The following is a 24,192-nucleotide window of genomic DNA, read 5'->3' as shown; positions in this document are numbered from 1 at the left end:
GTCAGTTTTCCTTTTTCAGTACGCCATAGACCACCTGATAGGTGGCCGGCAGGCCCTGGGGCTGACGGAAACGCTCGTAGGCTTCCACCAACGCGTGGATGCGCGCCCGCCCGGTGAGCCCGCCAGGACGGCCCGGATTGAGGTTATGGGCACCGAGGGCCTTGAGTTCGTGGGTCAGGGTACGCAGATCGGCGTAGTGCAGTACCTGCGGCTCGCTGCTCAGGTCCAGGGGGAGCAGGGCACTGGCGGCGCAGAGGTCCTGGTAATCCTCCAGGCGGCGAAAACGGTTGACGTGGACAAAGCCGTCCACTGCCTGCCAGCTGTCACGCAACTCCTGCAGGGTGCCCACGCACAGACTGCTGAAGGCGAATACGCCTCCCGGCTGCAACACACGGCGAGCCTCGGCGAGCACGGCGGCGAAGTCGGCGCACCATTGCACGGCCAGACTGGAGAAAATCAGTTGCTGGGTGCCACCGGCCAGCGGCAGATGCTCGGCATCACCGGCGATGAATCGCTTGGCGCCGCCCTGCGGGCGAGCGTGTCGCAACATGCCCTCGGCGATGTCCAGCGCCAGGCCGTCGCTATGCGGGAAACGCTCGGCCAGCGCGCGGGAAAAGAAGCCGGTACCGCAACCCATGTCCACCCAGTTGTCCGGCGTGAAGCCTTCCGGCAGCCGGCGCAGCAGTTCGTTGCCAACCGCCCGCTGCAAGGCAGCGACGCTGTCATAGCTATCCGCCGCGCGGGAAAAGGAAGCCGCTACCTGGCGCTTGTCGGGCAGATGGCCATCGGCAGGGGCGTTTCGGGCGTCAGACATCATCGCCCTCACGCATGAAGCCGAGGATCGCCGCGGCCACCTCCTCCGGTCGCTCCAGCGGCAGACCGTGACTGGCGTCGGCGAATACCTGCACTTCCACATCCGGTAGCCACTCCAGCAGCGCGTCGGCAGCAGTGGCCGGCACCAGCGCATCTCGCCCGGCGAACAGGTGAAGTTGTGGACCGCCATAACCCTGGATAGCCGCGCGGATATCCAGTACATCCAACAGACGCAGGCCCGCGTCCAGCACCTTGGGTTCAGTGGGTAGCTGGGTGACCTGCAGCTGCCGCGCCAGCGTTCGGGCGTCTCGCGCGCCCTGGGCCACCAGCATGGTGAAGCGTTTGAGGGTCTGCGCGGGGTCGAGACGGCAAGCCTCGTGGAAGGTCGCGAAGACTTCCTGAGACATGGCGCTGGGCCAATCGTCGCGGTCACGGAAACTCATGTTGCTGCACAGGCCGATCAGGCCACGGCAAGCAGCACCCCGGCGCGCGGCCAGTTGTGCGGCGAGCATGCCGCCAAGCGACCAGCCGGCCAGCCAGCTGTCCGCTGCCAGGCGCGCATCCAGCTCATCGAGCCAGGCGCCGGCCTGCTCCAGCGCTGGCAGCGGTTCGATTTCAACCACCAGATGCGGCGCGCACTCCAGCAGAGCTTCGCGCAAAGGTTCGAGGGCGGCGGGGCCAATAGCCCAGCCCGGCAACAGAATCAGGCGCTCACGCATCGGGGGCATCCTCCTTCGCCAGTTTCTCCCAGCATTCGGCCAGGGCACTCAGCAAGGATTCAAGCTGCTCTTCACTGTGGGCGGCGGAGAAAGTGACACGCAGTCGCGCGCTGCCAGCCGGTACTGTGGGCGGACGGATGGCTCCGACCAGGATGCCGCGCTCGCGCAGCATGGCGGAGAGCTTCAATGCACGTGCGCTGTCACCGACCAGGATCGGCTGGATCGGCGTCGGGCTGTCCATCAGGGTCAGGCCGATCTCGGCTGCGCCTTTACGGAAGCGCTGGATCAGTGCGTTCAAGTGCTCGCGGCGCCAGCTTTCACGCTGCAGCAGCTCCAGGCTCTTCAAGGTGGCGCAGGCCACCGCCGGGGGTTGGCTGGTGGTGTAGATGTAAGGGCGGGCGAACTGGATCAGTGTTTCGATCAGTTCCTCGCTGCCGGCGACGAAGGCACCAGCGGTACCGAAAGCCTTGCCCAGGGTACCGACCAGCACCGGTACATCCTCGAGGCCCAAGCCAAAATGTTCGACGATACCGCCACCGTTAGCCCCCAGCGGCCCAAAGCCATGGGCATCGTCCACCATCACCCAGGCGCCACGAGCTTTCGCGGCCGAGCAGATAGCGGGCAGATCAGCGAGATCGCCGTCCATGCTGAACACGCCATCAGTCACTACCAGGGTGTTGCCCTCGGCCTTTTCAAGACGACTGGACAGACTGTCCGCATCGTTGTGCAGGTAGCGCGAGAAGCGCGCCCCGGAGAGGAGTCCGGCGTCCAGTAGGGAAGCGTGATTGAGGCGGTCCTCCAGCACGGTATCGCCCTTGCCCAACAGCGCGGTCACCGCGCCCAGGTTGGCCATGTAGCCCGTGGAGAACAGCAGTGCGCGGGGCCTGCCGGTGAACTCGGCCAGGGCCTGTTCAAGATCGTGATGCGGTCCGCTGTGGCCGATCACCAGATGGGAAGCACCACCACCGGCCCCCCAGCGATCCACGCCGGACTGCAGGGCAGCCTTCACCTCGGGATGGGCAGCCAGGCCAAGGTAGTCGTTGGAACAGAAGGCCAGCATGGGGCGGCCGTCCACCACGACATCCGGCCCCTGAGGGCTTTCCAGCAAGGGGCGCTGGCGATAGAGGTTGTCCGCATGGCGGGCGGCTAGGCGCGAGGCGAGATCAAAAGGCATGGGCGGTTCGGTTTTTCGTAGGCGCCAGCGTGCTGGCGAACCTGCAGGAGCCGCCCTTCGCGAGCAAGCTCGCTCCTACAGGGTTCGATAACGCGGAATCAGGCAGAAGCAGCGTTGTAGAACATCTGCGAATCGCGCTGTTCGACCAGGGCCTGCTCGATGGCGGCCTGATGCACCTCGTCGGCGTGTTCCTCGCGCTCTTCCGGCTTGATGCCAAGGCGCGCGAACAGCTGCATGTCCTTGTCCGCTTGGGGGTTCTTGGTGGTCAGCAGTTTCTCGCCGTAGAAGATCGAGTTGGCGCCAGCCATGAAGGCCAGGGCCTGCATCTGCTCGTTCATCTGTTCGCGACCGGCGGACAGGCGTACGTGGGACTTCGGCATCATGATCCGGGCGACCGCCAGGGTGCGGATGAAGTCGAACGGATCGACGTCCTTTTCTTCCGCCAGCGGGGTGCCCTTCACTTTCACCAGCATGTTGATCGGCACCGACTCCGGGTGCTCGGGCAGGTTGGCCAGCTGGATCAGCAGGCCGGCGCGGTCGTCTACCGACTCGCCCATGCCGAGGATGCCACCGGAGCAGATCTTCATCCCCGCCTCACGCACATAGGCCAGGGTCTGCAGGCGCTCACTGTAGGTGCGGGTGGTGATGATGTTGCCGTAGAACTCCGGCGAGGTATCCAGGTTGTGGTTGTAATAGTCGAGGCCGGCCTCGGCCAGCGCCTGGGTCTGTTCCTGGTTCAGTCGCCCCAGGGTCATGCAGGTTTCCAGGCCGAGCTTCTTCACGCCTTTGACCATTTCCAGGACATAGGGCATGTCTTTCGCCGACGGATGTTTCCAGGCGGCGCCCATGCAGAAACGGGTAGAGCCGATGGCCTTGGCCTCGGCAGCGGCCTCGAGGACCTTCTGCACTTCCATCAGCTTTTCCTTGTCCAGGCCAGTGTTGTAGTGGCCGGACTGAGGGCAATACTTGCAGTCTTCCGGGCAGGCGCCGGTCTTGATCGACAGCAGGGTGGAAACCTGTACCCGATTCGGGTCGAAGTTCGCGCGGTGAACGGTCTGCGCTTGGAACAGCAGGTCGTTGAACGGCTGCTCGAAGAGCGCCTTCACCTCGGCGAGGGACCAGTCGTGGCGGGTAGCGATGGATGCGGTTGCACTCATGGAGGTTTCCTTCGACGCTTGCAGGGGCGCCTCTTGTCAGGGATACCCGGAGTCGGACTCCGGGAATTCAGGCTTAGGGCATCATAAGTTGAGCTGTGACGCTGTCAACCAGTCTTGCGGCACAGGTCAACATCTGATCGTTTTTTAATCACATATTCCACTGAACCAGATTTCCCGGTCAGGCTCAAATTCCAGGCAGCCAGCCGCTGAAGGAGCAACACACTGCAATGCGTACGGAAGGATTTTTCGAGTGGCTCGGCCGGATCATCGGCACCGCCATCCGCTTCATAGTCGACCTGCTCTCTAGCGTGCTTGGCAGTATTGGTCAGGCCATAGACGATTTTCTCAACGGCCTGGCACGGGCCATCGGCATGGACGTGTCCTTTTTCAGCCTGATCCTGCTGCTCGTCGGGCTACTGCTGCTCTACAGTGGTGTCCGCGCCTTCATCCGCAAGTCCATCATCGGCGGCCTGGTCCTGACCTTTCTCGGTCTGTTGGTGATGAGCTGGCTGATCGCCTGAATCCTGTCCCAGGGAGGGGACCATGCTTTCCTTGCTCGCCCGGTTACGGCCGGCCTGGCTTCGCCACACACCCACCTGCCAGCTTTGTCGCGCGCCGGGCAGCGACCTGGCTATCTGCGCAGGCTGCGAGGCCGAACTGCCCTGGCTCAACGGACACTGCATCGTCTGCGCCCTGCCCTTGCCCACCCAGGGCCTGCCCTGCGGTGAGTGCCTGAAACGGCCACCGCCCTTCACGCGGGTCGAGGCGCCTTGGCGCTACGGCTTCCCGGTGGACAGCCTGATCACCGGTTTCAAGCACCAGGGCCGCTGGCCCCTGGGCCGCTTGCTGGGGGAATTGCTCGTCCGCCACCTGGAGCACGCTTTCCATGAAGGGCTGCCCCGCCCCGACGCCCTGCTACCGGTTCCCCTGAGCGCACCACGCCTGCGCCAGCGTGGCTTCAACCAGGCACAGATGTTGGCGCGCTGGCTGGGCAACGAACTGTGCCTCCCCGTGCAGGACGACTGGCTGCATCGCATCGAGGACGGCCCGCCCCAGCAGGGCCTGGATGCTGCCGCCCGGCGCCGCAACCTGCGCCGTGCCTTCGCGTTGCCCTCGCGGGTGGAGGTGAAAGGCCTGCACCTGGCCCTGGTGGACGACGTACTGACTACTGGCACCACCGCACATGTCCTCGCTCGCCTGTTGACGCGCGCTGGCGCGACTCGGGTGGACGTCTATTGCCTGGCACGCACGCCCCGGCCGGGAGACCCCTGAAGGCTTGACGCAGCGAACAGGCGGGAGCAGCCTGCGCGCCAGATCCCCCGACGAAACCGTCCGTTCATGAGCCTGACCAGCGCCCTCACCCAGCAACTCACTCGTCGCCCGCAGCGCCTGGCGCTGCTGGAGCAGATCGCCGTACAAGGCTCCATCACCCGCGCCGCCAAAGCCGCAGGCCTGAGCTACAAGGCGGCCTGGGATGCCATCGACGAACTGAACAACCTCGCCGAAAAGCCTCTGGTGGAACGCTCCGTGGGTGGCAAGGGCGGTGGCGGTGCGCGACTGTCCGCCGAGGGTGAACGCCTGCTGGCCCTCTACAAGCGCCTGGAAAGCCTGCAGGCGCGCCTGCTGGAAAGTGCCGAAAGCGAACAAGACCTGGAGCTGCTGGGTCGTCTGATGCTGCGCACCAGCGCACGCAACCAACTGAGCGGCCGAGTGCTCGGCATCGAATCCAGGGGGCGCAACGATCTCGTGAGCATCGAACTGGCCGGCGGTCCCTGCCTCTTGGCGCAGATCACCCACGACAGCACCGAAAAGCTGGAACTGGCGCCAGGCCGCAGCGTGGTGGCGCTGATCAAGGCGGGATGGCTGCGACTGCAGGCCATATCAGAACCGGCAGATGACGCGCTGAACCAGTTACAGGGCCGGATCGAGGAAATCCTCGACGCGGCCGACAGCCCCAGCGAAGTGCGCATCGCCCTGGCCAGCGGCCAAACGCTCTGTGCCCTGGTCGAGCCCGAGCGTCTGGCGCAACTCGGCCTCAAGGCCGGCGACAGCGTGCGCGCGCAGTTCGCGCCCGCTCAGGTGCTGCTCGGCACCGCGCTCTGAGGCCCGTCAACCGTACGCTGCGCGACCATTGGGGATAGACTGGGCGCCTGACTGCCGGAGTTGCCCATGTCCCACCCCTTCGATGACCTCACACCCGACCTGGTACTGGACGCTGTGGAAAGCCTCGGTTTTCTCAGCGATATGCGCATCCTCGCGCTGAACAGCTACGAGAACCGCGTTTACCAGGTAGGCATCGAGGACGCTGAGCCACTGATTGCCAAGTTCTACCGACCGCAGCGCTGGAGCGACGAAGCGATTCTCGAAGAGCACGGGTTCAGCGCCGAACTGGCCGAATGCGAAGTGCCGGTAGTAGCGCCGCTGCAACGCGACGGAAAGAGCCTGTTCGAGCACGCCGGTTTCCGCTTCGCCCTGTTCCCTCGTCGCGGCGGCCGCGCACCGGAGCCGGGTAACCTCGACCAGCTCTACCGCCTCGGCCAGTTGCTCGGTCGCCTGCACGCCGTCGGCAGCACCCGCCCCTTCGAGCACCGCGAAACCCTGGCGGTGGAAAACTTCGGCCACCAGTCCCTGGCGACCCTGCTGGAAGGCGGTTTCATTCCCCGCAGCCTGCTGCCAGCCTACGAGTCGGTCGCCCGTGATCTGCTTAAGCGCCTCGACAAGTTGTTCGCCGAAGTGCGCTACCAACCGATTCGCATGCACGGTGATTGCCACCCCGGCAACCTGCTGTGCCGTGACGAGGTCTTTCATGTGGTGGACCTCGACGATTGCCGCATGGGGCCGGCGGTGCAGGATCTCTGGATGATGCTGGCGGGGGATCGCCAGGAACGCCTCGGCCAGCTCTCCGAGTTGATGGACGGCTACCAGGAGTTCCACGACTTCGACCGCCGCGAACTGCCGCTGATCGAAGGCCTGCGCGCCCTGCGCCTGATGCACCACAGCGCCTGGATCGCCCGCCGCTGGGACGACCCGGCCTTCCCCATGCACTTCTCCTGGTTCGGCAGCGAACGCTACTGGGGCGACCAGATCCTCACCCTGCGCGAGCAAATTTCGGCGTTGGACGAAGAACCGCTGAAGCTGTTCTGAACCTGCCACCTCCTTGTAGGGGCAAATTCATTCGCCGCTACAAGGAGCAGCGCTCGCCAGCTGCCGTAAAGAACGCCTTACGTGTTTCGCTTGCACGGCCTTGCGGAAAAACCTGAGCACACAGACAAGCCACGACGTCGCCCACTAGAATGTCGCACCACTCGTTAGCTGCCTAAGCAAGGACATTCCATGGCAACCGCCGACCCGCGTCGCGGGTACATCCTGGGGCTCACCGCCTACGTCATCTGGGGCCTCTTTCCGCTCTACTTCAAAGCTATCCAGAGCGTTCCGGCGCTGGAGATCATCGTTCACCGCGCGATGTGGTCGGCCCTGTTCGGCGCAGCCTTGTTGCTGGTCTGGAAGCACCCGGGCTGGTTGCGCGAGCTACGCGAGAACCCCAAGCGCTTTGGGGTACTCGCCGCCAGCGGCATGCTGATCGCCGGCAACTGGCTGGTCTACGTATGGGCGGTGAACAACGGACGAATGCTGGAAGCCAGCCTGGGCTATTACATCAACCCGCTGATCAACGTACTGCTGGGAATGCTGATTCTCGGCGAGCGCTTGCGTCGCCTGCAGTGGATCGCCGTACTGCTGGCGGCCATCGGCGTCGCGCAACAGATTTGGCAAGTCGGCGCGCTACCCTGGGTGTCGCTGACCCTGGCGCTGACGTTCGGTTTCTACGGACTGATCCGCAAGCAGGCTCCGGTGGCGGCCCTGCCCGGGCTGGTCGTCGAAACCTGGCTGCTGCTGCCCCTGGCCGTTGGCTGGTTGCTGCTGACTCCGAGCGCGACCTCCTCCCAGGCGAGCTTCTGGTCAACACCCGAGGCGCTCTGGTTGATCGCGGCGGGCCCCATCACCCTGGTGCCCCTGGTGTGCTTCAACGCTGCCGCGCGCCACCTGCCTTACACCACCCTGGGTTTTCTCCAGTACCTGGCGCCGACCCTGGTGATGCTGCAAGCGATCTTCCTGTTCGACGAGCATTTCGACCCGAGCAAGCTGCTTGCCTTCTGCTTCATCTGGGCAGGCCTGGCCATCTATAGCGTTGACGCCTGGCTGACCCTGAGGCGCAACAGCTGATCGCCAAGGTGGAAATCCGCACCTTGGATTTCCACCCGATCGCCACTCATTTTTCCTGGTGCAGATTCAATTCAACCATCAGGTCATCGGCCAAGGTCTCCAGCTTGGCCTGCAACACATCCAGGGACAGAGTCAGCGGCACCGCCAGCACGGCCTCGGCGTGGAACAACGGTTCGCTGCTCATGGGCGCCGGCATCACCTCGGTGATCAGGCTTTCCAGGTTCACACCCAGTTCCGCCAGCAGGCGGGTGATGTCACGGACGATGCCCGGCCGGTCGTTGCCCACCAGATCCAGCAGGATCGGCTTCCAGGTGCAGGAGGGCTCGATGCCGCTCTGCGCCAGCATCACGCGGATGCCGTCGGCGCTGAGGCCTTGCAAACCCTCAACCAGTTCGTCGTAACCCTCGGCCGGGACCGCTACGCGCAGTATCCCGGCGAACTGCCCGGCCATGCGCGACATACGGCTTTCCAACCAGTTGCCACCATGGGCGGCGATGCACTGCGCGACACGTTCCACCAGCCCGGGCTGGTCCGCTGCGATGACAGTAAGTACCAGATGATCCACGCTCGACTCCTTATATGTAGGGAACCGGCACCCGGCGTCAGGCCAGGCTCAGCCAGTAGGTGAAGTAAATCTCGTCCCGCACATAGCCGAGTCGTTCATAAAGCGCCTGGCCGGCAAGATTGGTCTTCGCGGTTTCCAACTGGATGCCGCAGGCGCCCGTGTGTTCGGCATGGGCGCGGGCAGCGTTCATCAGGTCTTCCCCGACGCCCTGGCGCCGGGCGGCGGGCACTACATAAAGATCGCTCAACAACCAGGCTGGTGCCAGCGCCAGCGACGAGAGAAAGGGATAGAGCTGGGTGAAGCCGAGGGCAACGCCATCGTCACCACGGGCGATGAACAGCGTCGAGTCACCGCGATCCAGCCGCTGCTCGAGGAACGCACGGATATCCGTCTGAGGCCTGGGCACCTGGTAGAACTCGAGATAGCCGGCAAAAAGGCTGGATAGGTCATCAAGATCGCTGAATGTGGCGGCATACACAGGCATGGAAAGGCTCCTGGACGAATCCGCTGGAGTATAGGAAAGCGCCGAAAAACCCGCGCGGAATCCCGTGCGACGGCCTGTCGCAGTTCAAATGAAAAATAAATCGTGTACATTTTTCAGATTTAACTGGAACAAAGCGCCAGTTTTTTGCGAACATTCTGCCCGCCGTTGTGACCATAAACCAGCTTTTAGTCGCATAGCGACGCGACCCCACTGATTTTCACAACGGCTTCATGTAGTATGCCGCGCTTCGGACTACAAGAAGGGAAACCCCCGGTCCGAGCGGATATTGAGCAGAGTGAGGCAAGCAATGACTGAGCGCGTTCAAGTCGGTGGCCTTCAGGTCGCCAGAGTCCTGTTTGACTTCGTGAACAACGAAGCCATCCCCGGAACCGGCATTGCCGCCGAGAAGTTCTGGGCCGGTGTGGAAGCCGTCATCAACGACCTGGCTCCGAAGAACAAAGCCCTCCTCGCCAAACGCGATGAACTGCAGGCCAAGATCGACGCCTGGCACCAGGCGCGTGCCGGCCAGGCCCACGACGCAGTGGCCTATAAAGCGTTCCTCCAGGAGATCGGCTACCTGCTGCCGGAACCGGCAGACTTCCAGGCCACTACCCAGAATGTCGACGAAGAGATCGCCACCATGGCCGGCCCGCAGCTGGTCGTACCGGTGATGAACGCTCGCTTCGCCCTGAACGCCGCCAACGCGCGTTGGGGTTCGCTCTACGACGCCCTCTATGGCACCGACGCCATCAGCGAAGAAGGTGGCGCCGAGAAGGGCAAGGGCTACAACAAGGTTCGCGGTGACAAGGTGATCGCCTTCGCCCGCGCCTTCCTCGACGAGGCCGCGCCGCTGGAAGGCGCCTCCCACGTCGATGCCACCGCTTATGCAGTGAAGAACGGCCAACTGGCCGTGACCCTGAAGAACGGCAACGAAGTCGGCCTGAAGAGTGCCGCCCAGTTCATCGCACTTCAGGGCGACGCTGCCAAGCCCGCCGCTGTGCTGCTGAAGAACAACGGCCTGCACTTCGAAATCCAGATCGATCCGACCAGCCCCATCGGCCAGACCGACGCCGCTGGCGTGAAAGACGTGCTGATGGAATCCGCGCTGACCACCATCATGGACTGCGAAGACTCCGTCGCCGCCGTCGATGCCGACGACAAGGTCGTGGTCTACCGCAACTGGCTCGGCCTCATGAAGGGCGACCTGGCTGAATCCGTCAGCAAGGGTGGCCAGACCTTCACCCGCACCATGAACCCGGACCGCGTCTACACCAAGGCCGACGGCACCGAGCTGACCCTGCACGGCCGCTCCCTGCTGTTCGTGCGTAACGTCGGTCACCTGATGACCAACCCGGCCATCCTCGACGCCGCTGGCAACGAAGTACCGGAAGGCATCCAGGACGGTCTGTTCACCGGCCTGATCGCACTGCACAACCTGAAGGGCAACACCAGCCGCAAGAACACCCGCACCGGCTCGATGTACATCGTGAAGCCGAAGATGCACGGTCCGGAAGAAGTGGCCTTCGCCACCGAAATCTTCGGCCGCGTGGAAGACGTGCTGGGCCTGCCGCGCAACACCCTGAAGGTCGGCATCATGGACGAAGAGCGCCGCACCACCGTCAACCTGAAGGCCTGTATCCAGGCCGCCGCCGAGCGCGTGGTGTTCATCAACACCGGCTTCCTCGACCGTACCGGTGACGAAATCCACACCTCCATGGAAGCCGGCGCCATGGTGCGCAAGGGCGCCATGAAAGCCGAAAAGTGGATCGGTTCCTACGAGAACAACAACGTCGACGTCGGCCTCGCCACCGGCCTGCAAGGCAAGGCGCAGATCGGCAAAGGCATGTGGGCCATGCCGGACCTGATGGCCGCCATGCTCGAGCAGAAGATCGGCCACCCGCTGGCCGGCGCGAATACCGCCTGGGTACCTTCGCCGACCGCCGCCACCTTGCACGCGCTGCACTACCACAAGGTCGACGTGTTCGCCCGTCAGGCCGAACTGGCCAAGCGCGCCGCCGCCTCGGTGGATGACATCCTGACCATCCCGCTGGCACCGAACACCAACTGGAGCGCCGAAGAGATCCAGAACGAACTGGACAACAACGCCCAGGGCATCCTCGGTTATGTAGTGCGCTGGATCGACCAGGGCGTCGGCTGCTCCAAGGTGCCGGACATCAACGATGTCGGCCTGATGGAAGACCGCGCCACCCTGCGTATCTCCAGCCAGCTGCTAGCCAACTGGCTGCGCCACGGCATCGTCAGCCAGGCCCAGATCGTCGAGAGCCTGGAGCGCATGGCCGCAGTGGTCGACCGCCAGAACGCCAACGACCCGCTGTACCGCCCGATGGCGCCGAACTTTGCCGACAACGTGGCCTTCCAGGCCGCGCTGGAACTGGTAGTGGAAGGCACCAAGCAGCCCAACGGCTACACCGAGCCGGTCCTGCACCGTCGTCGCCGTGAGTTCAAGGCTAAGAACGGGATCTAAGGTCCGCTCATGAAAAAACCGCCCTTCGAGGCGGTTTTTTCTTGCCCGCGAAAAAGTAGCGCGGGCATCGACGTAACGCTTGCATACAAAACTTGTGTACAAAATCCCCACTTTCAACCTCAGTCCATCGCACGCAAATCTGACTAGCAAGTTAATGAAATACAAAGACAAATTTCAGATGAACGGATGAAGTACGCGCCATAACTGGGCTGGAGATGACCTCAAGTGGTGCACATCAGGCGCGGCATCACCCCCAGAATCATCGCCCCCACCGGGTGGCACGAAACTGGCTTGCATACAAAAAACACAAAAACAGTGCACACAAGTTCACGGAGGCCCCATGGCGCCCACCCCACTCTCCGCTGCTACCCCGCTCGATGCCCCATCCGCCGATTCAGTGGCTCCAGGTGCGGTCGCCCTGAGCCCGCGCCTGTATAGCGCCGACCTGGCGCCAACCCGCGCGGCAAATCGCACTTGGGGGCGCTACAGCCTGTTCGCGTTGTGGACCAACGATGTGCACAACATCGCCAACTATTCCTTCGCCATCGGCCTCTTTGCCTTGGGCATGAGTGGCGCGCAGATCCTTGCGGCCTTCGCCCTTGGCGCGTTGGTGATCTATGGACTGATGAACCTTTCCGGCTATATGGGCCAGAAAACCGGCCTCCCCTACCCCGTGATGTGCCGGATCAGCTTCGGTATCCACGGCGCACAGGTTCCGGCGCTCATCCGCGCAGTCATCGCCATCGCCTGGTTCGGCATCCAGACCTACCTTGCCTCGGTCGTACTGCGCGTACTGCTGGCCGCTGTGGCGCCGGGACTGCGCGAGCTCGACCAGGATTCGATTCTCGGCCTGTCGACACTCGGCTGGATCACCTTCCTCGGCATCTGGTCCGTGCAGCTGGTGATCTTCGCCTATGGCATGGAGATGGTGCGCCGTTACGAATCCTTCGCCGGGCCGGTGATCCTGGTGACCTTCTCCGCCCTGGCCTTCTGGATGTACCAGCGCAGCGGCTTTTCCATCACCTGGTCAACCGGTGAAGGCTACAGTGGCTCGACGATGTGGTTGAAAGTGCTGGGCGCAGCCGCACTCTGGGTGTCGCTCTACGGCACCATGATTCTGAATTTCTGCGATTTCACTCGTAACTGCCCGGACCGCCGCACCATCAGCGTGGGTAACTTCTGGGGGTTGCCGGTGAACATGCTGGGCTTTGCGTTTATTGCAGTGGTGCTTGCCGGTGCGCAGTTCAGCATCGACGGCAAGTTGGTGCAGAGCCCGACCGAGATCGTCGCCAGCATCCCCAACACCGCAGGCCTGGTGCTGGCCTGCCTGGCCTTCCTGATCGTCACCGTGGCGGTAAACATCATGGCCAACTTCGTCGCCCCGGCCTACGTGCTCACCAACCTGGCGCCGAAATTACTGAACTTCCGGCGCGCCGGCCTGCTCAGCGCCACCATCGCAGTGCTCATCCTGCCCTGGCACCTGTACAACAGCCCGGCGGTGATCCTGTATTTCCTCGGCGGCCTCGGCGCCCTGCTCGGCCCGCTGTACGGGATCATCGTCACCGACTACTACCTTGTGCGCCGCGGTCGGGTGAATCTGCCAGAGCTCTACAGTGAAAGTCGCGACGCCGCTTACCACTATCGTCGCGGCGTCAACCTTCGGGCGGTAGCGGCGTTCATCCCATCGGCGCTGATCGCCATCGTGCTGGCACTGCTACCCGCGTTCGAGTCCCTGTCGCAGTTCTCCTGGTTCTTCGGTGCCGGCCTTGGCGCACTGATCCACTACGCCATCGCCGAGCGCCACGCAGAGCACCCGGATGTATCCGGCGAAGAGATTGCAGTGGACAGCGCTCACCACTGAGGCGCGGTGACAGACATAAAAAAACCGCCTGTCCCTGGCGGTTTTTTTCAGGCGCTTTTCAGCGCGATGACTTTCGCTTTGGCTTTCGCTTTCGCCGGCCTGGGGCGCACCTCGGGTGGCGGAGCCTTGGGTTCGGGCGGGGTACCCAGCTCATTGCGTACCAGGTTGGTGAGACGGCTCATGTCCACCGGTTTGAGCATGAAATCGACCACCTTCATGTGCATCGCCTCGATGGCGTCCTGCACGTCGGCGTCGCCGGAAATGATAATGACCGGGAGGGTCGCCCGAGCCGACTGGCGCACCTGGCGCACCAGCTCGAGGCCGCTGCCGCATTGCATGTGCAGTTCGGTGATCATCAGGCCGATGGAGGGACGGGTGACCAGCAGCGCCAGAGCCTCTTCGCCACTTTCGGCGGTGATGCACGGAATCCCCTGGGCAACCAGCGTATCGGCCAGGGCATCGCGCCCGGACTCGTCGTCATCCACCAGCAGAACACTGGGCGGCGCGCTGGGTACGCGCATGATTTCATCAAGCGCTTGCAGCTCGGCTTCGCTCAGCAGGTCACCGTAACTCATGGGGTCGTTCCTCGAAGGGGCCTTCCATAGCAGGCCCAACTCCCCTCACTAGTAGCTTTAGCACGGGGCACGCTGGTCGGATACGCAAAATGCAAGCAAGTTCCCGTGCAGAATGCAGCATCCGCCGAACGGTAGCGGCCTATCGGGATTTCCGACGATCTGCCTGCACACCCTTAGACTTACGTCCAATTTGTGTCCCCTGCCGCCACGCGCAGCATGACTCTCCTAACAAGAACGACGGGCAACAAGATGACCAAGGCAGACGCCTTCGCCCAGGCCGGCAAACAAGCGGTGCTGCAGAACGTCCATGGCACCATGGAGTTCCTGCAGAAGTACCCGCCCTTCAATCAGATGGAAAGCGCCCACCTCGCCTTTCTCGTCGAGCATTGCCTGCTGCGTTTCTATGCGGCGGGTGAATCCATCCTCAAGCCCCAGGATGGGCCGGTGGAGCACTTCTATATCGTCAAGCAAGGGCGTGTTGTGGGCGAACGCCCGCATTCGGCGCGACGCGGTACCGAGACCACTTTCGAGATCGCCAGCGGCGAATGCTTCCCACTGGCAGCCCTGCTCGGCGAGCGCGCCACCCGAACGGAGCACCTGGCCGGCGAAGACACCTTCTGCCTGCTGCTGGGCAAGGCCGCCTTCATAAAGCTGTTCGCCCTTTCCAACCCCTTCCGCGACTTCGCACTGCGCGGTGTCAGCAGCCTGCTCGATCAGGTCAACCAGCAGGTCCAGCTGCGTGCAGCGGAAACCCTTGGTGCCCAGTACTCTCTGGATTCCCGCCTGGGTGAGCTGGCGGTGCGTCACCCCATCGCCTGCCTGCCAGAACTGCCGCTGCGCGACGCGGTACGACTGATGCACGAGCAGCAGGTGGGCAGCATCGTGATCATCGACGCCAGACAGCGACCGCTGGGCATCTTCACATTGCGCGACCTGCGCCGGGTGATCGCCGACGCCAGCGCCGACCTGGCCCAACCCATCGCCGAAGTCATGACCCAGGCACCCTTCCACCTGCCACCTGAAGCCAGTGCCTTCGACGCAGCCCTCGCCATGACCGAGCGGCATATTGCCCATGTCTGCGTGGTCAGCGACGAGCGCCTGCTGGGTGTGGTTTCCGAGCGGGACCTGTTCTCCCTGCAACGGGTCGACCTGGTGCACCTGGCGCGCACTATCCGCCACGCAGGCCGGGTCGAGACCCTGGCTGCCCTGCGGGGAGAAATCCAGCGCCTGGTGGACAGCATGCTCGCCCACGGCGCCAGTTCGACGCAGATCACCCGCATCATCACCCTGCTCAACGACCACACCGTGTGCCGCGTCATCGAGCTGGCCCTCGAAGAAATGGGCGACCCGGGCATCCCCTTCACCTGGCTCTGTTTCGGCAGCGAAGGCCGCTGCGAACAGACCCTGCATACCGACCAGGACAACGGAATCCTCTTCGAAGCTGCCGATGCGGTGGAGGCCGCCGCCATTCGCGGCCGCCTGTTGCCGCTTGCCGAGCGCATCAACCAATCCCTCGCACAATGCGGATTCGAGCTCTGCAAGGGCGGGATCATGGCCGGCAACCCCCAGCTCTGCCTGTCCCGCAGCGAATGGAGTCGGCGCTTCGCCAGCTTCGTCCGCGACGCAACGCCGGAAAACCTGCTGGGCTCCTCCATCTACTTCGACCTGCGCGCGGTGTGGGGCCCCACCGAGGGTTGCGCGGCATTGCAGCGGGAACTGCTGGTACTGGTGGCCGACAACAGCCTGTTCCAGCGCATGCTGGCCGACAACGCCCTGCGCCAGCGCCCGCCAGTGGGTCGATTCCGAGATTTCGTGGTCGCTCGCAAGGGCGCCGAAAAAGACACCCTCGACCTCAAGGTGCAGGGACTGACTCCCTTCGTCGACGGAGCCCGGCTGCTGGCGCTGGCCCACGGCATCAGCGCCTGCGGCACCCTGGAGCGCCTGCGTCAGCTGGTGGAGCGTGAGGTGGTGGATGCCCAGGATGGTGCTGCCTATGAAGAGGCCTACCACTTCATCCAACAGACCCGCATGCAGCAGCACCAGCACCAGGCGCGGCAAGGGTTGCCGTACTCCAACCGGCTCGACCCGGATACCCTCAATCACCTGGATCGGCGCATCCTGCGCGAGTCGTTCCGGCAGGCCCAGCGCCTGCAGTCCAGCCTGGCGCTACGCTATCAGCTATGAATGGTTTCCCCTGGTTCTCCCGCCGCACGCCACTGGCCCCGGACATGGCAGCCCGTCGCGACCGCCTGCCTGACCCGCAGGCACTGGACGCACGTCCCCTGCGCCAGCAGCGCTTCGTGGTCCTCGACCTGGAAACCAGCGGCCTGAACATGAGCCGGGATCTGGTGCTGTCCATAGGTGCGGTGAGCATCGACGACGGCGCCATCGACCTGGGCAATCAGTTCGAGTGCACCCTGCAACGCGAAACCGGCAAGCTGAACGCCAGCGTGCTGATCCATGGCATCGCGCCGAGCGAACTGGCAGCCGGTGTGGAGCCAGCCGAGGCTCTGCTGGGATTCATGGAGTTCCTCGGTGACAGTCCACTGCTGGCGTTCCACGCCACCTTCGATCAGCGCATGTTGAGCCGCGCCCTCAAGCAGGACCTCGACCACCGGCTGCGCCACTGCTTTCTCGACATTGCCGAACTGGCGCCCATGCTCTGCCCCGAGTCGGGAATCCGCAACGGCGGCCTGGACCAGTGGGTGGAGTACTTCGGCCTGCAAGTGCAGCAACGCCACAACGCCAGCGCCGATGCCCTGGTGACCGCCGAGATCGCCCTGATCCTCTTCAGCCGCGCTCGCCGCCAAGGCCTTGAAACCCCGGCAGCCCTGGCCTCCGCCCTCGCTCGCTGGCAACGCCGGCAGCACGTCCCCGCACTCTGAGACGTACCATCCGGTAGATTTCTTCGAACCCGCTCCGCCCCTTGGGCGTCGATTGAAGACCACCCAGGAAGCGGAGGTCTTCCCATGATCCGTCCACTCGCCCTCGCCCTGTCCGCCGCCCTGCTCTGCGGGACGGTCACGGCGGCGGATGTCACCTACTTCCCGGTGCCGGCTGGAACCAGCCCGCGTGACGTAGCGCCAGCCACTGATGGACGTGTCTGGTTCACTGCCCAGCGCGTGAGCTCAGTCGGACTGCTCGACCCCCTGACCGGAGAAACCCAGTTGATTACCCTGGGCGTAGGTGCCTCTCCCCGCGCCCTGGTGGTGGACCACGACGGCGCCGCCTGGATCACCGACCCCGGCCTGGACGCACTGGTCCGGGTCGACCCCGTAGACCTCTCCGTGCGCACCTTCCCGCTAAAGGGCAACACGACCGGCATCGGCCTCGAAGGCCTGGCGATGGATCGCAACGGTGACCTCTGGTTCACCGGACAACGGGGCTTCTACGGTCGTTTCAAGCCGGCCAACAACAGCATGGAAACCTGGCCGGCACCGGGTGGCCCCGGCCCCAATGGCATCACCGTGACACCCAATGGCGAGGTCTGGTACGCCAATGAAGCCGCCCGGCACATCGGCCGGATCGACCCCGACTCCGGTAGCGCCACGCTGGTGGATGTACCAGACGAAAGTGCCGGACCTCGCCTGATCTGGAGCGACTCGCGCGGCACCCTCTGGGTCGGCGAGGCCGGCAGCGGGCGCCTGAGCCGCTTCGATCCGTTGGGAGAAACCTGGAGTAGCTGGGACATACCCGGCCGCAACGCCGATGCCCACGCACTCTACGTCGATGAGCAGGAACGGGTCTGGCTGAGCGACTATCGTGCCAACGCCATCCTTCGCTTCAACCCGTTCAGTCGTCACTTCGCCAGTTTTCCCAGCGACCGACCCGCAGCCCGCGTGACCCACCTGTCCGGGCGCACCGGCGAAGTCTGGGGAGCCGAGTCCGCCCAGGATCGCCTGGTGATGATCCGATACTGAACTGTGGGAGGAAATTTTCGAGGAGGCGGCACGGTGATCCACTAGCCAGCGCAAGGCGGCCCTTCGGGTCGCTTCGCGATCGAATCGCGCCAACAAACGTGATGCCGCTCCTGCGACAGGGGTCCCACATGCCCGACAGCATTCCAATGCGGTATAACTGCGCCATTGCACCGCTGCAGACGCCGAGGAATCCGCATGAGCGCCAGCCTGACCCTGTTCTTCTCCCCTACGTCCCCCTATGTCCGCAAGGTCATGGTGCTGCTCCACGAAACCGATCAGCTGGATAGGGTCAAACTGCACGGCGTGACCCTCACACCGGTGAACCCCAGCGTCGAGGTGAACGAGCACAACCCCGCCGGCAAGATTCCCGCCCTGCAATTGCCCGACGGCAGCGTGCTGCATGACAGCCGCGTGATCCTCGACTACTTCGACCACCAGCACAGCGGTCAACCCCTGATCCCCCGTGACGGTGGAGAGCGCTGGCGGCGCCTGACCCTGGCCTCTCTTGCCGACGCGGTGCTGGATGCCGCCATCCTCGTGCGTTACGAAACCTTCCTGCGCCCGGAAGACAGGCGCTGGGACGACTGGGTGCTGGGCCAGTGCGGCAAGATCGATCGCGCCCTGGAAACCTTCGAGAAGGCCGCCGACGAACTGGACGAGCGCTTCGACGTGGCTGCCATCAGCGCCGCCTGCGCCCTGGGCTACCTGGACTTCCGCATGCCCGATCTCAACTGGCGCCGCGACTGCCCGAAACTGGCCGCCTGGTATTCAACCGTCAGCCAGCGCCCTTCGCTGCTGGCCACGGCGCCTGCCCACTGAGTTTCGCTGTGCGCGGGGCAGACAGGCGCTGAACAACCTGTCCAGCTCCGCTGCCAGCTTCGCCGCGCACTCCTGATCCTCCCGTAGCCCCAGCAACCTCATTCCACACCCCCCGATCGCCGGTACCAGAGGCGGAAGAAGCCTGCCGCCAGCACCAGCGCACCCTGGCCCAAGGCCGCGCAAAGTTCCAGGAAGGACCGCAGGGCCGGGTTGTTCGCGGCGTCCACCACGCCGGTCAGGCCCTGCCAGAAACCACCCGGAAGCAGCCCCAGGGCCAGCCCCGCCAGTGGTTTTCCCGTGAACAGCCAGAGATCGATGAAACCGAAGGCGCCGGCGAACATCAGACTGCCGAGCAGCAGCACCGAAATCACCAGGCCGAGCAGGAAACAACCGCCGAGTTGCACCAGTGCACGCATGGTCGCTCCTCCTCAGTTGCCGTTGGCTGGCTGGGCCCTGCCAACGCCGTACCAGTCGAGCTTGCGGGTCAGCACCATCACGCAGGCGAGCAGACCGAACACCAGCAGGGAGCCCATCAGCAGCGCATAGTCCTCTGCACTGAGCAGGCCGTAGAGCATTCCGTAGAGCGCCGCCAACCCCAGGGTGAAACCACCACCGCGCTGCCAACTGTGCAGCACGTGGCTGACATAAAACCCCACCAGCGCCACACAGGCTGACGCCGAGATGGCATAGGCAATGACGAACTCCAGGTGCTCGGACAACGACAGCAGCAACAGGTAGAAGAATGCCAGGGCCAGCCCCACCAGCCCGTACTGCACCGGGTGCACCGCCAGACGCTTGAGCACTTCCATCAGGAAGAAGCCGGCGAAGGTCAGGGCGACGAACAACAAGGCGTATTTGATGGCGCGGTCGGTCTTCAGGTACTGATCCACCGGGTCAACGAAACTCACGCCGAAGTCCCGCGAGTAGAAGGCATCGCACTGCTCACCATCGGTGCACTGCGCCAGCGCTTCCTGCAGGTTCGTGGCGAAGAAGCTGGTCTGCCAGGTAGCGCTGAAGCCGTTGGCATCGATGTTGCGCTCGCTCGGCAGGAACTCGCCGATGAAGCTCGGGTGCGGCCAGGACGAGCTCAATTCCACTCGCGAATCGCGGCCCACCGGCGTGACGCTCAGGCTGGACGTGCCCTGCAGCTTGAGGTCGAAGGCAAAGTCGAGGCTCTGCACGACGCCCGCCTGCAGCGACGCCAACGGCACATGGACGCCCCCGTTCAGCAGGCGATCGCCGCTGCCGGGCTGGAAGTCCAGGGACTGGCCGTTCAAACGCAGCTTCAGGGCATTGCCGATGCCGCGGATATCACTGATACCCACTGCCAGGAACGGCTGTTCGAAGCGGTAGTCCCCGAGGTCGTCGCCGATGCCATAGTTGGCCGGAACCAGAATCTGCCCGCTGATCTGGCTGTCACTCTTGTACAGCCGCGCCTTGTAGATGCCCCGCGCACGCAGCTCGGTGTCGACGCTTCCGGCCAGGTTGAAGCGCTCCGGGAGGAAGTACAGCCGGCTGCTCACCTCGCGTTCCTCCAGATGGCGCTGGCCGGTCTGCTCGTAGGTCTTCCACTCGCGCACCGTGCGCTTGTAGGGCACCACGAGGATCGGCCCGGTGATCCGCTGGCTGTAGCTGGAACTCTGGGCGATGTTCGCCAGTACGCCATCACGCGCAGCCTGGCGTTCTCCGATCAGACCGTCGATCAGCATCAGCGGGATCATCAACAACAGCATCAACAGGGCGATGGTGCCCAGCTTGAATCCGAGGGTTCGGGTCATGGCGACTCTCCTTGTGTCGGGATGGGGAGAGTCTGCTGAGCGCCTGAGGTGGGCTTATGGGGAATGTGTGGAGAGTGTGTGGGGATTGGGAGGCAGAAGCTTGTTGCGGTGTGCTTCTTCTGTGGGGGCGAACTCATTGGCCAAGGGCAGCGCAGCTGACCCTTTTCATAACCTGCGTCCGATTTGCTCACCAGGCCCGATCGCAGGGTACGCCGTGCGCAACGGAAGTCCGCCCCATAAGCAGAGGTGCGCACAGCGCACCCTACAAGTGAGGCCAACCTGCGGTTGGGTTATGCCCCGCGAATGTACTGCTCCAGATGCTGGATCAGGCTTTCCTGTTCGGCGGTGATGTCGCGAACCAGGTCGCGGATGGAGAGCAGGCCCACCAGCTTGCCGTCGTGCAGTACAGGCAGGTGACGCAGGTTCTTTTCGGTCATCAGCTGCATGCAGTACTGGTTGCTGTCACGCGGGGTCACCACGAAGAGATTGGAGGTCATCACTTCTTCGATGGTGGTGGCATAGGCCGAACGTTCCAGCGCGGCCACACGGCGGACGAAGTCGCGCTCGGTGACGATGCCCACCAGTTCACCGCCCTGAATCACTACCAGCGCGCCAATGTCCTTCTCGGCCATCAGCAGGGCGGCTTCCAGTACGGTGGTCGTTGGGTCGACGCTGAAGAGTTGGGTATGGGATTTGGCTCTGAGAATCTCGGCGACGGTTTTCATCCAGCAGCTCCTGAAGGGCCTGAGGTTCTTGTAGTCAAAGGTCGACGCTTTGCAAAACGACCGAATCAAGAATCAAGCCAAAACCTGGTTACAGGGTGGCGACACCCGCCGAAAGTCAGGGCGTTGTCCTGGTCAATTTATAGTCGATGGTGGATACGGCCGACGTCACCGGGCGGCGGCCGCATATCAATCCACGACGGCAGGTAGTCGCAGGCAGGCTTCGACGCCACCCTCGACATTCAGTACACGCAGTTCTCCGCCATGGAGCCCGGCCACTTCCTGCACGAAATTGAGGCCGAGGCCGGTGCTCTTGCGCCCCGTTGCAGGGCGCGGCAGCGAATAGAAGCGCTCGGTGAGGCGCGGCAGCGCGAACTCGGGGATGGGTTCTCCCTGGTTGAACACGCGCAGCTCGAGCCAATCGCCCTGCTGCGCGGCTTCCAGCCGCAGCAGGCCACCGGAGGGGGTAAAGTCCAGGGCGTTGTCCAGCAGGTTCGCCAAGGCCTGGCTAAGTAGGAATCGCTCGCCGATCGCGCACAATCCTGGTGCGATCCGGTTCTCAACCTGCAAGCCCGCTGTTTCGATCCGCGCCGCCTGGGCTTGCAGCAACTCATCAGCCAGTTCGCGAAGCGGCACCGGCACCTGCTCCTCCAGCCCCTGGCGCTGCTCTACCTGGGCCAGGTTGAGCAGCCGTTCGACCAGTTGTTGCAGGCGCGCCCCCTCGTTGCCGATGTTGGCCACGAAGCGCTGCCGCTGTTCGGCCGGCATCTCGCCTTCCAATAGTTCGGCGGCGCCGCGAATGGCCGCCAACGGGCTCTTCAGCTCATGGGTCAAGGTATGCACGTAGCGCTCGACATAGGCCTTGCCTTCCAACTGGGTACGCATGCGCTCCACCGCGGTCGCCAGTTGGCGCAGCTCCCCGCCGCTCATGGCCGGCAGTTCCGCGCGCTGCCCTTCACTCACCGCCTGGGCGTAGTTGCGCAGGCGCCACAGCGAGCGGCTCAGCCACCAGGAGAGCAACCCGCCCACCAACAGGCCGAGGCCGATCAATCCGGCACCGAGCCAGGCCAGGCGTCTCTGCGAGCGCTCGATGTACGGCTGCAGCGAAGCGTTGGGCTTGGCGACCGACACGACGCCGATGATCCGCTCGCCATCGCGGATCGGCGCGGCTACGTACATGACCGACGAATCCGGGTCGTTCGGGTCTTCCCGGCTGGAGCGCGCGCCATATTGGCCGCGCAGGGTCAGGTAGACATCGTTCCAGCGCGAATAGTCCTGGCCCACCGCTACGCCACTGGAGTCCAGTAGCACCACGCCTTGATTGTCAGTGACGTAGATACGGTGGTTCACCTGCGTCTTGCGAACGCCCCAGATGTCCGCCCCTGGCTGACGCTGGCCGTATGCGCGCAGCAGCTCGGGCAGGCGGCCCTGGTCGAGGGTGCCGGCGCGCACCTCGTCACGCAGGATTTCTGCCAGCAGGTTGGCGGTGTCCACCAGGGTTTCCTCGGTGGTCTGCCGCACGCCCGGGCGGATTTCGTCCATCACCGTACTGAGCACGAACCAGCCGGCCAGCCCGACGAAGAGGAAGTAGGCCAGGAAGATACGAATGCCCAAAGGCATCAGGCGTGATCCGGCGAGTAGCTGTAGCCCAGGCCGCGATGGGTCTGGATGGGCTCGGCGGTTGGCGCTACCTGGCGCAGCTTGGCGCGCAGGCTCTTGATGTGGCTGTCGATGTTGCGTTCGTAGCCGGCGTCGGCGGCCACGCCCAGGGCATCCAGCAACTGTTCGCGGCTGAAGACCCTTTCGGGTTGCGCCAGCAGGGCCTGGAGCAGACGGAATTCATGACGGGTCAGTCCGAGCAGCTGGCCGTGGTAGTGGATGCGCACCCGCTCTCCGTCCACCTGGAATGGCCCGCCGGCGCTGGGCGCCGCTGTCGTGTCGCGAGGGGCCGTGCGCTTGAGGATCGCACGCACGCGGGCCGCGACTTCGCGAGGACTGAAAGGCTTCACCACGTAATCGTCAGCGCCGATCTCCAGGCCAACCACCCGGTCAATTTCGGCGTTGCGCGCGGTGAGAAACAGCACCGGCACCTCGGAGAAACGCCGCAACGCCTTGCACAGTTCGAAGCCGCTGGTATCCGGCAGGCCCACGTCGAGGATGACCAGGTCCACCGCTTGCTGGCGCAGCAGTTCCAGCGCCGGCCCGCCGAGGTTGAGCCAGGTCGTGGCATTACCGTCGGCCTCAAGGGCATAGACCAGTGTGTCGGCGATGGACGATTCATCTTCGACGATGAGGATGTGCGGCATGGGCGTCCCGGCTCATGGAGGTGACAGGGGAAAGTGCCGCAGGGCACTCTCCCCGTCAATCAGCACTGCGGCTTGCCGGCGGTGAACTTGCGTCCGGCGTAGACGGCGGCCTTGAACTCGCGCAGGGCCTTGGCGCCGATCAGCAGCGGGTAGTTGAAGCTGGAACGGTCGGTGAGGTTGACCTCCACCGTACGCTTCACGCCGCCCAGGCACATCTCCATGTCCACCACCGGACGCTTGGAAATCTCCGCCGAGGGCGCTTCGTCCTCCTCGCCCAGTTCGTCGGCGCGGTTCTTGATCTTGCTCATGCGTGACAGGCGATGCTCGAACACCGTGTCATCGGCACCCTTGGTGGCGAGGCGGAAGCGCACCCATTCTTCGCCATCGCGCTTGAAGCGTTCGATGTCCTTGGCTGAAAGAGACGCGGTAAGGGCACCGGTATCCATCTTCGCCTTCATGGTCTGGCCGATCTCCGGCAGGCGCACGTACTCGTAGCGGCCGTAAAGGGTGGGTTCCTCGGCGGCGACAGCAGGCAGGGCCACCAGTGCAAGCAGGGCAATCAGGGGTTTCAACGCAGTCTCTCCTGGTTGAGG

General features: G+C 64.0%; 23 protein-coding genes and 1 pseudogene. 11 read left to right on the top strand and 13 right to left on the bottom strand.

What is annotated here, in order from left to right; genetic code table 11:
* Position 1: 1 nt before the first annotated feature.
* The 4 genes from bioC to bioB all read right to left on the bottom strand — a co-directional run bounded on the left by bioC (position 2) and on the right by bioB (position 3,863).
* Positions 2-814, bottom strand: a complete 813-nt coding sequence (gene bioC, locus SA496_RS28275) for a malonyl-ACP O-methyltransferase BioC (RefSeq protein ID WP_120653413.1) — start codon at positions 812-814, stop codon at positions 2-4.
* A complete protein-coding gene (locus SA496_RS28270) occupies positions 807-1,532 on the bottom strand; it encodes an alpha/beta fold hydrolase (RefSeq protein WP_120653414.1) in 726 nt (241 codons plus the stop codon). The genes bioC and SA496_RS28270 overlap by 8 nt, the downstream gene beginning before the upstream one ends.
* Positions 1,525-2,706, bottom strand: a complete 1,182-nt coding sequence (bioF, locus tag SA496_RS28265) for an 8-amino-7-oxononanoate synthase (protein WP_330114810.1) — start codon at positions 2,704-2,706, stop codon at positions 1,525-1,527. The genes SA496_RS28270 and bioF overlap by 8 nt, the downstream gene beginning before the upstream one ends.
* Positions 2,707-2,804: 98 nt before the next feature.
* Entirely contained in the window at positions 2,805-3,863 is a 1,059-nt protein-coding gene (bioB, locus tag SA496_RS28260) for a biotin synthase BioB (RefSeq protein WP_120653416.1), read from the bottom strand.
* 227 nt (positions 3,864-4,090) lie between these two features.
* Here bioB and SA496_RS28255 point away from each other — a divergent pair, with 227 nt between their 5' ends.
* From SA496_RS28255 to rarD, 5 genes are all read left to right on the top strand, one after another.
* The gene (locus SA496_RS28255) at positions 4,091-4,384 is read left to right on the top strand and encodes a hypothetical protein (protein ID WP_330114809.1); all 294 of its coding nucleotides are present in this window, start codon (positions 4,091-4,093) and stop codon (positions 4,382-4,384) included.
* Positions 4,385-4,406: 22 nt separating this feature from the next.
* Positions 4,407-5,135, top strand: a complete 729-nt coding sequence (locus tag SA496_RS28250; RefSeq protein ID WP_120653417.1) for a ComF family protein — start codon at positions 4,407-4,409, stop codon at positions 5,133-5,135.
* Positions 5,136-5,201: 66 nt separating this feature from the next.
* Entirely contained in the window at positions 5,202-5,966 is a 765-nt protein-coding gene (locus tag SA496_RS28245) for a TOBE domain-containing protein (RefSeq protein WP_120653418.1), read from the top strand.
* Between the two features lie 66 nt (positions 5,967-6,032).
* Positions 6,033-7,007 carry a serine/threonine protein kinase gene (locus tag SA496_RS28240; protein WP_120653419.1) on the top strand — a complete coding sequence of 325 codons (975 nt, stop codon included), beginning with the start codon at positions 6,033-6,035 and terminating at the stop codon, positions 7,005-7,007.
* A gap of 189 nt (positions 7,008-7,196) precedes the next feature.
* A complete protein-coding gene (gene rarD, locus SA496_RS28235; RefSeq protein WP_120653420.1) occupies positions 7,197-8,084 on the top strand; it encodes an EamA family transporter RarD in 888 nt (295 codons plus the stop codon).
* A 46-nt stretch (positions 8,085-8,130) separates the two neighbouring features.
* On the opposite strand, the gene SA496_RS28230 is transcribed toward rarD, so the two are convergent.
* Both SA496_RS28230 and SA496_RS28225 read right to left on the bottom strand, forming a co-directional pair.
* Positions 8,131-8,649: a glycine cleavage system protein R gene (locus SA496_RS28230; protein WP_330114808.1), complete on the bottom strand. Its 519-nt coding sequence runs from the start codon at positions 8,647-8,649 to the stop codon at positions 8,131-8,133.
* 37 nt (positions 8,650-8,686) lie between these two features.
* Positions 8,687-9,133, bottom strand: coding sequence for a GNAT family N-acetyltransferase (locus tag SA496_RS28225; RefSeq protein ID WP_153920374.1), 447 nt, complete (start codon positions 9,131-9,133; stop codon positions 8,687-8,689).
* 307 nt (positions 9,134-9,440) lie between these two features.
* On the opposite strand from SA496_RS28225, the gene SA496_RS28220 reads away from it, so the two are divergent.
* Together SA496_RS28220 and SA496_RS28215 are read left to right on the top strand one after the other, a co-directional pair.
* Positions 9,441-11,618, top strand: a complete 2,178-nt coding sequence (locus SA496_RS28220) for a malate synthase G (RefSeq protein ID WP_120653423.1) — start codon at positions 9,441-9,443, stop codon at positions 11,616-11,618.
* 340 nt (positions 11,619-11,958) lie between these two features.
* Complete coding sequence (locus tag SA496_RS28215; protein ID WP_330114807.1) at positions 11,959-13,479, top strand: NCS1 family nucleobase:cation symporter-1; 1,521 nt, start codon at positions 11,959-11,961, stop codon at positions 13,477-13,479.
* A gap of 143 nt (positions 13,480-13,622) precedes the next feature.
* Here SA496_RS28215 and SA496_RS28210 read toward each other — a convergent pair.
* A pseudogene (locus SA496_RS28210) lies at positions 13,623-14,054 on the bottom strand (response regulator); the annotation flags it as partial.
* 249 nt (positions 14,055-14,303) lie between these two features.
* Between SA496_RS28210 and SA496_RS28205 the strand changes: the two are divergent.
* The 4 genes from SA496_RS28205 to SA496_RS28190 all read left to right on the top strand — a co-directional run bounded on the left by SA496_RS28205 (position 14,304) and on the right by SA496_RS28190 (position 18,793).
* Positions 14,304-16,238, top strand: coding sequence for a putative nucleotidyltransferase substrate binding domain-containing protein (locus tag SA496_RS28205; protein ID WP_120653426.1), 1,935 nt, complete (start codon positions 14,304-14,306; stop codon positions 16,236-16,238).
* Positions 16,235-16,939, top strand: a complete 705-nt coding sequence (locus tag SA496_RS28200; RefSeq protein WP_120653427.1) for a 3'-5' exonuclease — start codon at positions 16,235-16,237, stop codon at positions 16,937-16,939. The genes SA496_RS28205 and SA496_RS28200 overlap by 4 nt, the downstream gene beginning before the upstream one ends.
* Positions 16,940-17,023: 84 nt before the next feature.
* Positions 17,024-17,974 (top strand): Vgb family protein, encoded by a 951-nt coding sequence (locus SA496_RS28195; protein ID WP_153920363.1) that lies wholly within the window; start codon positions 17,024-17,026, stop codon positions 17,972-17,974.
* 195 nt (positions 17,975-18,169) lie between these two features.
* Entirely contained in the window at positions 18,170-18,793 is a 624-nt protein-coding gene (locus SA496_RS28190) for a glutathione S-transferase family protein (RefSeq protein ID WP_120653429.1), read from the top strand.
* A 98-nt stretch (positions 18,794-18,891) separates the two neighbouring features.
* Here SA496_RS28190 and SA496_RS28185 read toward each other — a convergent pair whose 3' ends face one another.
* The 6 genes from SA496_RS28185 to rloA2 form a co-directional block, all read right to left on the bottom strand.
* The gene (locus SA496_RS28185; protein ID WP_330114806.1) at positions 18,892-19,209 is read right to left on the bottom strand and encodes a hypothetical protein; all 318 of its coding nucleotides are present in this window, start codon (positions 19,207-19,209) and stop codon (positions 18,892-18,894) included.
* 12 nt (positions 19,210-19,221) lie between these two features.
* Positions 19,222-20,571 (bottom strand): cell envelope integrity protein CreD, encoded by a 1,350-nt coding sequence (gene creD / locus SA496_RS28180; RefSeq protein ID WP_120653431.1) that lies wholly within the window; start codon positions 20,569-20,571, stop codon positions 19,222-19,224.
* A gap of 290 nt (positions 20,572-20,861) precedes the next feature.
* Positions 20,862-21,296, bottom strand: coding sequence for a CBS domain-containing protein (locus tag SA496_RS28175; RefSeq protein WP_120653432.1), 435 nt, complete (start codon positions 21,294-21,296; stop codon positions 20,862-20,864).
* A 186-nt stretch (positions 21,297-21,482) separates the two neighbouring features.
* On the bottom strand, positions 21,483-22,913 hold the full coding sequence (gene creC / locus SA496_RS28170; RefSeq protein WP_330114805.1) for a two-component system sensor histidine kinase CreC: 1,431 nt from the start codon (positions 22,911-22,913) through the stop codon (positions 21,483-21,485).
* Entirely contained in the window at positions 22,913-23,599 is a 687-nt protein-coding gene (gene creB / locus SA496_RS28165) for a two-component system response regulator CreB (protein WP_330114804.1), read from the bottom strand. The genes creC and creB overlap by 1 nt, the downstream gene beginning before the upstream one ends.
* A 59-nt stretch (positions 23,600-23,658) precedes the next feature.
* A complete protein-coding gene (rloA2, locus tag SA496_RS28160) occupies positions 23,659-24,171 on the bottom strand; it encodes a retropepsin-like aspartic peptidase RloA2 (protein ID WP_120653435.1) in 513 nt (170 codons plus the stop codon).
* Positions 24,172-24,192: the final 21 nt, after the last annotated feature.

It is taken from the genome of Pseudomonas sp. JS3066, assembly GCF_036328175.1.
Classification (GTDB): Bacteria; Pseudomonadota; Gammaproteobacteria; order Pseudomonadales; family Pseudomonadaceae; genus Metapseudomonas.
The sequence above is the reverse complement of the archived record's forward strand: the minus strand, read 5'-3'. Positions and strand labels throughout refer to the sequence as shown.